This is a genomic window from Methylobacterium trifolii (assembly GCF_022179685.1).
Lineage (GTDB): Bacteria > Pseudomonadota > Alphaproteobacteria > Rhizobiales > Beijerinckiaceae > Methylobacterium > Methylobacterium trifolii.
Map to the genome: position 1 here is coordinate 1 of NZ_BPRB01000336.1, position 6,674 is coordinate 6,674.

The 6,674-nt window shown below is 66.0% G+C and carries 6 protein-coding genes and 1 pseudogene; 6 read left to right on the forward strand and 1 reads right to left on the reverse strand.

Annotated elements, in window-relative coordinates:
* Positions 1-21: 21 nt before the first annotated feature.
* Together COGEMETH_RS25880 and COGEMETH_RS23795 are read left to right on the forward strand one after the other, a co-directional pair.
* Positions 22-258 (forward strand): annotated as a pseudogene (locus COGEMETH_RS25880) (GCG_CRPN prefix-to-repeats domain-containing protein); the annotation flags it as partial.
* A gap of 499 nt (positions 259-757) precedes the next feature.
* Positions 758-1,018 carry a GlsB/YeaQ/YmgE family stress response membrane protein gene (locus tag COGEMETH_RS23795; protein ID WP_238185156.1) on the forward strand — a complete coding sequence of 87 codons (261 nt, stop codon included), beginning with the start codon at positions 758-760 and terminating at the stop codon, positions 1,016-1,018.
* 393 nt (positions 1,019-1,411) lie between these two features.
* Here COGEMETH_RS23795 and COGEMETH_RS23800 read toward each other — a convergent pair whose 3' ends face one another.
* Positions 1,412-1,999 (reverse strand): hypothetical protein, encoded by a 588-nt coding sequence (locus tag COGEMETH_RS23800; protein WP_238185157.1) that lies wholly within the window; start codon positions 1,997-1,999, stop codon positions 1,412-1,414.
* Positions 2,000-2,247: 248 nt separating this feature from the next.
* Here COGEMETH_RS23800 and COGEMETH_RS23805 point away from each other — a divergent pair, with 248 nt between their 5' ends.
* The 4 genes from COGEMETH_RS23805 to COGEMETH_RS23820 form a co-directional block, all read left to right on the forward strand.
* The gene (locus tag COGEMETH_RS23805) at positions 2,248-3,204 is read left to right on the forward strand and encodes a GlxA family transcriptional regulator (protein ID WP_238185158.1); all 957 of its coding nucleotides are present in this window, start codon (positions 2,248-2,250) and stop codon (positions 3,202-3,204) included.
* A gap of 103 nt (positions 3,205-3,307) precedes the next feature.
* Positions 3,308-3,754 carry a (2Fe-2S)-binding protein gene (locus COGEMETH_RS23810; RefSeq protein ID WP_238185159.1) on the forward strand — a complete coding sequence of 149 codons (447 nt, stop codon included), beginning with the start codon at positions 3,308-3,310 and terminating at the stop codon, positions 3,752-3,754.
* Between the two features lie 10 nt (positions 3,755-3,764).
* Positions 3,765-5,987, forward strand: a complete 2,223-nt coding sequence (locus COGEMETH_RS23815) for a xanthine dehydrogenase family protein molybdopterin-binding subunit (protein ID WP_238185160.1) — start codon at positions 3,765-3,767, stop codon at positions 5,985-5,987.
* Between the two features lie 13 nt (positions 5,988-6,000).
* The coding region (locus tag COGEMETH_RS23820) for an SDR family NAD(P)-dependent oxidoreductase (RefSeq protein ID WP_238185161.1) at positions 6,001-6,674 on the forward strand (674 nt) is incomplete at its 3' end.

Genomic DNA, 6,674 nt, shown 5'->3' on the forward strand with positions numbered 1-6,674 from the left:
CAAGGGGGTGGGTAATTACGCGCCGCCGAAGCCCGCGACGGGTGCGGACCGGGTGGGCACCGCGGATACTACGGGTACTGCCGTACGAACGTCGTCTATCGCCCCATCGTGGTACGGCCGGTCGTCTATGGATATCACCGGGTCGGCTGGTACGGCCCTCGCTGGCACCGTTGGGGCGGCTACCGCCATGTCGAATACCACCGTCCGTGGGGTTGGCACGGCGGCTACCGCCACGTTGGCTGGCATCACCGCTGGTGAGTTGACGTCACCCTAGACGGGGGCGTCCGGTTCGTACCGGGCGCCCCTTTCCGGCCAAGCCATTACCAGGCCGATTTCAGGACCTGCCGGCCGTGCTCGCATCCGGCTACGGCCAAGTGCTTCCGAGGAGGGCGCCCACGGATTTGAGCTTCTCCGGAAGCCCCACTTGGGAATACGGGGCGCAGTCCCGAGGCGGCCGGTCGTCTGCAACGGAACGCAGGACGCGTCGTCGTCCATGGTCGATCATCGACCCGACATCGCGAGAATCCCTAACCCTGGACGAAATCGACGACGGGAAACTTCGATATGGGTTCATCGACATCGGCGGAACATCTCCAGCCCGAAACACTTGTCGCGTGTCTGAAACGTCCCTCGATCCAGCCGCTACAGACCGGCGCCGCGCCATCGTTGCCGCCGAGCTCGTTCCCGACCTAATCAGAATCCCAGTCCTATCGCGCGGCTTCGCAACCGAACCGCCGCCCCTGCCCGGAGACCACACATGTCCATACTCGCCTGGATCGTACTCGGCTTGATCGCCGGTTTCATCGGCAGCAAGATCGTCAACAACAGTGGTCAGGGTCTGATCGTCGACATCCTGCTCGGGATTGTCGGCGCGGTTGTCGGTGGCTTTCTGTTCAACCAGTTCGGCCAGCCGGGCGTATCCGGCGTCAACCTCTACAGCCTGCTCGTAGCTGTCGTCGGCGCCGTCATCGTGCTCTGGCTCTACTATGCCCTATTCGGCCGTCGCCGGGTCCTCTGACACCTCCAACATCGCTTCGACCGCCGCTGGACGAAGTGATCAATTTCCGTGCCCCCGACGGTTCGCAGGACAGCGGCGCCGAGGCGGGGAGGTTCGACATAGCTTCAGGTCCTGACAGAGCGGCCATCGCTCGGCGTCACCGCCGGAAAGGTTCATGGTCTTTTGCGTGGCTGGTCACCGATGTGTGTCAGGCCGGGTGCCGGGCCTTCGCGAGCCAGGTGCCGAACCAGGGCGAGCAGTCCGCACTCGCATCCCGGGACGGCACACGCCGAAGCCGTTTCTCCCCTTTCGCTCGCGAGCGCGTACGATCACGAGATGCCTGGAAATCGACGAGGCCGGACCGAGCTTCGACCCGGTGATGCGATGGCCCCATGACGGACGTTGTTCGTGGGGTCATCCCGCCTTGCGGCTGTAGCGGCATTCCTGTGGTAGCGCGAAGTATCTGCCGTGCGTGACGCGCAGGTTCGTCTTCTTTTTGAGCACGCCAAGGGTTAGCGACTCCTTGTGCAGAACGGCGCCACGTACAGTCCAAGTCCGGATTTCGGGAAGGATCTCCGCCGGGGTCATGGCGCTCCCGTCCGGGATGATGTCTTGGACCTCATGCATGACACGGTCCCAAAACTCCTCGGCCCGGAAGCGTTCGGGTTGGTTCTCGAACTTCACCAGCCGGTTCTGGAGGCGTTCGCCGTTTTGGTCGGCGGTGACGCCTTTGGTCTTGAGGGCGGCGTTCTCGGCCTGAAGCGTCTCGATGATGCCGAGCAGGTGCTCGCGGTCCTGAGCTTCCTCCCTGCGCAGGGCCGTGGCTTCGTCGCGTTCGCGCACGAGCTTCTGGGTGGCCTCGCTCTTGGCGCGCTTCCACAGGTCCAGTCCGTTGAAGGCGCAGGGATGCCAAGCGCCCCTTGCGGAGGCAACGTCCGCTGTTCCAATATCAAAGCCCGAAACCGGACTGGCAGAAATCCACCCAACCACGCCATTCAACATCGCCGCTTTGCGCCAATAGCGGAAGTTGGACGCCCGCCAGGAAGCGGACGTTCCGCATCTGACCCAACCTCGCCGCTTGAGGCAGTTCCCGACGCACCTGGAAGCGGTCGTTCAGCCAATGGTTGGCGTGCATCTGGCGAAGTTAGTCTCGGACGAATATGCCTCGTTTTCGGCCGTTCCGCTGGTACTGGTTCATTAGCGGCCTGATGTGGAACTCAGGCCCGGTCAGAGGGTAAGGGGGGGCCGCGATGGCTGACGTCCGCCGCATTGGCCTCGTGCTTTGCCCAGACTTCGATTTCATGGGCTTGGCTACCACCTCGCCCTTTGCTGTCGCCAACAGATACGTAACTGACACGACCTATGACATCCGTGTCCTGTCGGAGGCCGGTGGCCTGCTTCGCTCGGGGTGCGGCCCCGCCGTCGAGACCGAGCGGCTGAGCGATCCGTCCGCCTTCGACACAATTATCGTCGCCGCGGGGATCAGCCTTCCCGAGCCGAGTTCGGTTCTCTTCGTTTATCTACAAGAGGCAGCTCGCTCCACGCGCCGCTTGGCCGGCCTCTGCCTCGGTGCGTTTGCCCTGGCCGATGCCGGCTTGTTAAGCGGGCGGCGCGCTACGACGCACTGGCGCTATGCGCCTCAATTCCGCGCGCGCCATCCCGACTGCCATCTCGACATCGATAAGATCTATGTCGCGGACGGCAATATCTGGACGTCCGCCGGCATGGCGGCGGGCATCGATCTCGCTGTCGGCATGGTTGAGCGCGACCACGGCCGGCAAGTCGCCCGTACTGTGGCACGAGGCCTCGTTATGGAGCGCCGCCGGGCCGGGGGCCAGGCCCAGCACTCGGCCCTACTCGACTTTGACGCGCCGAGCGACCGGATACAAAGCGTTCTCGCCTATGCGCGGCAGAACCTGCAGCGTGTGTTGATCACAGAGGATCTCGCGGCGGTCGCCTGCCTCAGTCCACGTCAGTTTGCACGGGCTTTCCGAGCCGAAACCGGGGTCTCGCCGGCCAAGGCGGTCGAGGTGATGCGCGTCGAGGCCGCCAAGCACATGCTGGAGCAAAGCCGCCTGCCCATTGAGGAGATCGCCGACGCTGCCGGCTTCGCCAACCGCGAGCGGATGCGCCGGGCGTTCCTGCGCGTTCAGGGAGAAGTCCCACGGGCAATCCGTCGGGCGGCTGGACCGCTCGCAGTCGTCTGACCGCTCCGCATGTCCGAAAACGAGGCAATTATGACGTAGTGGTTGCGGAGACCTCTGCGTAAGCATGGCCGTGGGGCCTACTTACTCTCAGGGATTCGTTGCGATGGTCAGCCTGACGATCAACGGTCGCCAATACGCAGTCGACGCCGAGCCCGATACTCCGTTGCTCTTCGTCCTGCGCGACACGCTCGGCCTGAATGGCACGAAATACGGCTGCGGGATTGCTCAGTGCGGGGCCTGTACCGTGCATCTCGACGGTCAGGCGACGCGGTCATGCCAAGTGCCGCTAGAGAGCGTCGGCAACCAGACCGTTACCACCATCGAGGCGATCGAGCAGGACGAGGTCGGCCGGAAGGTTGTCGAGGCTTGGGTCGCATTGCAGGTGCCGCAATGCGGCTATTGCCAGTCCGGTCAGGTCATGGCCGCCACTGCCCTGCTGAAGCAGACGCCGCACCCGACCGAAGGCGACATCGCCGACGCGATGACGAACCTTTGCCGGTGCGGAACCTACAACGCCATCGCTGCCGCCGTGCGGCAGGCTGCTGCCTAAGGAGCAAGCCATGATCCCGCTTCTTCGCCCTGCAGCCTCATCTCGCCGCCGCTTTCTCGCGGGTGCCAGTGGCGCCCTCGTCCTTAGCGCCCTCCTGCCAGCGCGCTTAGCTCGGGCCGAGGCCCAAGGTCCTGCCGAGGGTGCCGGTGCCCTGGCGCCTAAGCCAGGGACGCGGGTGGCCGCCTTCCTGGAAATCCACCCGGACGGTACCATCAGGCTGCTCAGCCCCTTCGTAGAGGGCGGCCAAGGCATCGCGACGGGCATGGCGCAGATCGTTGGCGAGGAACTCGACGTGCCGCCCTCCCGCTTCGTTGTGGAATGCGCTCCGCCCGGCCCGGACTACGCCGTCGTGAACGGCATCCGCATGACCGGCGGCAGCTTCTCGACCCGGTCAAGCTACGAGACCATGCGCCGCCTCGGCGCCACCGCTCGTGACCTAATGATCCGGGCTGCGGCGGCCAAACTCAAGGTGCAGGACGGCGAACTTACCACCCGCGACGGGGTGGTGATGCACGCGGCCTCGAACCGCTCGCTGTCCTACGGTGATCTCGCAGCCGACGCCCTGAAGCTCAAGCCGAACGAGTCCGTGCCCCTGCGCGACCCGGCGACGTTCCGCTACATCCGCCAGCCGGTGCCCCGCCTCGACGTGCGGGACAAGTCCACGGGCCGCGCCGTCTACGCCATCGATCAGAAGGTCGAGGGCATGCTCTACGCCGCCGTGCAGCACGCGCCGCGCCTTGGCACGGAACCAAAGGGCCTCGCCAACGAGGCGGAGGTTAGGGCCATGCCAGGCGTGCACTCAGTCCACCGCCTGCCGGGCGCGGTGGCGGTTGCCGCCAACAGCTGGTGGCGGGCGCGCAAGGCTGTCGAGGCGCTGAAGGTCGAGTGGACGGCGCCGAAGGCGAGCGGCCTCGATACCGTCGCGGCCGACTTCTCGTCCGAGATCATGCTCGCGGCTCTCAAGGCGTCCGCCGATCCGGGCCAAGTGGCCGAAGAGAAGGGCGACGTTGCTGCCGCCTTCGCCAAGGCCACCAAGGTGGTGGAGGCCGATTACGAGGCGCCCTATCTCGCACATGCCCAGTTGGAGCCGCCCTCTGCCATTGCACGCTTTGACGGCGACGGGACCCTCGACGTCTGGCTCCCGAACCAGATGCCGGAGGTATTCCAGACCGTGTCAGCGAAGGTTGCCGGACTGCAGCCTGCACAGGTTCGCATCCACTCGCCGATGCTTGGCGGCTTCTTCGGCCGGCATTTCTTCTACGACGCCAGCAATCCGTTCCCGCAAGCGATCCTGCTCGCCAAGGCCACTGGGCGCCCCGTGAAGGTGCTGTGGTCGCGGGAGGAGGAGTTCGCCCGCGACGCCGTGCGCCCCTTGAGCTTCAGCCGCTTCCGCGCGGCCCTCGATCCGGCGGGGCAGCCGACGGCGCTTGAAGTGCGGACGGTGGGGGAAGGTCCGATCGGCCGCTACTTCAGCATGATGATGCAGACTCCCGTCGATCCTTCAGCGGTCGAGGGCATCGTCGAGAAGCCCTACGCCGTGCCCAACCGGCGCATGACCTTCACGAAGGTCGCGCATCCGGTGAACATCGCCTTCTGGCGCTCGGTCGGGCACTCGATGAACGACGCGTTCTACGAGAGCTTCCTCGACGAGGTCGCCCAGGCCGGCGGGCAGGATCCGTTCGCGCTGCGCATGGCGCTCCTCCAGGGTAATGTTCGGCATCGGACGCTGCTTTCGACGGTGGCCGAGATGTCAGGCGGCTGGCAGCGCGGCCCCTATCGTGGCGAGGGTGGGATGCGCGCTCGCGGCCTCGCCATGGCCTCGCCCTTCGGATCTGAGACGGCAACCATCGCGGAAGTCTCGGTGGAGGGCGGGGAAGCCCGCGTCCACAACCTCTGGATCGCGTTCGATCCCGGCAGCATCGTCAACCCGGCCATCGTCAAGGCGCAGGTAGAATCCGCGGCGGCGCTTGGCCTGTCTTCGGTTCTGTTCGAGCAGATCGTCTACCGGGACGGCGTGCGGCAATCGCAGAACTACGACACCTATCCAGTCCTGCGCCGCGAGCACATGCCGAAGGTCCACGTCAGCATCGTCGAAAGCGGCGCGCCGATGGGCGGGGTCGGCGAGCCGGGTCTGCCGGGCGTGCCGCCTGCCGTCCTCAACGCCATCGCGGCGCTCACCGGCCAGCGCGTCCGCGCGCTGCCGGTCGCCAACACCAAGCTCTCCAGCGTCTGATAAGGATACCTTGATGACCCAACACATTGGGACGGCGCTCGTGACGGGCGCGTCCTCGGGAATCGGCGCGGCTTACGCCGACCAGTTGGCTGCCCGAGGCCATGACCTTATCCTCGTTGCTCGCGACAAGGCCCGGCTGCGAGCGGCGGCGGAGCGTCTCGGCCGAGAGGCCGGCGTGACTGTGGAGGTCATGTCGGCCGACCTGACCCAACCGGAGGATCTTGCCTCGGTCCGGGACCGCGTCGTCACGGATGTCGCCCTAAGCGTCCTGGTGAACTGCGCCGGCCTCGGGCCGCTCGGCCCCGCCCTAGACAGCCCCGCCAGCCTCTATGACGGGCTGCTCGACCTCAACGTCAGGGCGCTGCAGACCCTGTCCCTCGCGGCGGCGAAGGCTTTCGGCGAGAGGGGAGCGGGCACAGTGATCAATGTCTCCTCCGCGGTCGCCATCGTCCCAGAGCGCTTCAACGCCCCCTATGCGGCGAGCAAGGCCTTCGTCCTGGCACTGACGCAGGGGCTCGGAGCTGAACTCGCCGGCAAGGGCGTGCGGTTCCAGGCGGTGCTGCCCGGCGTCACCCGAACCAACTTCTTTGACCGGACGGGCGCGGATATCGGGCAGATTCCTTCCGAAATGATCATGGAGGCGAGGGACCTCGTCGCGGCAGCCCTAGCCGGCCTCGATGCGGGCGA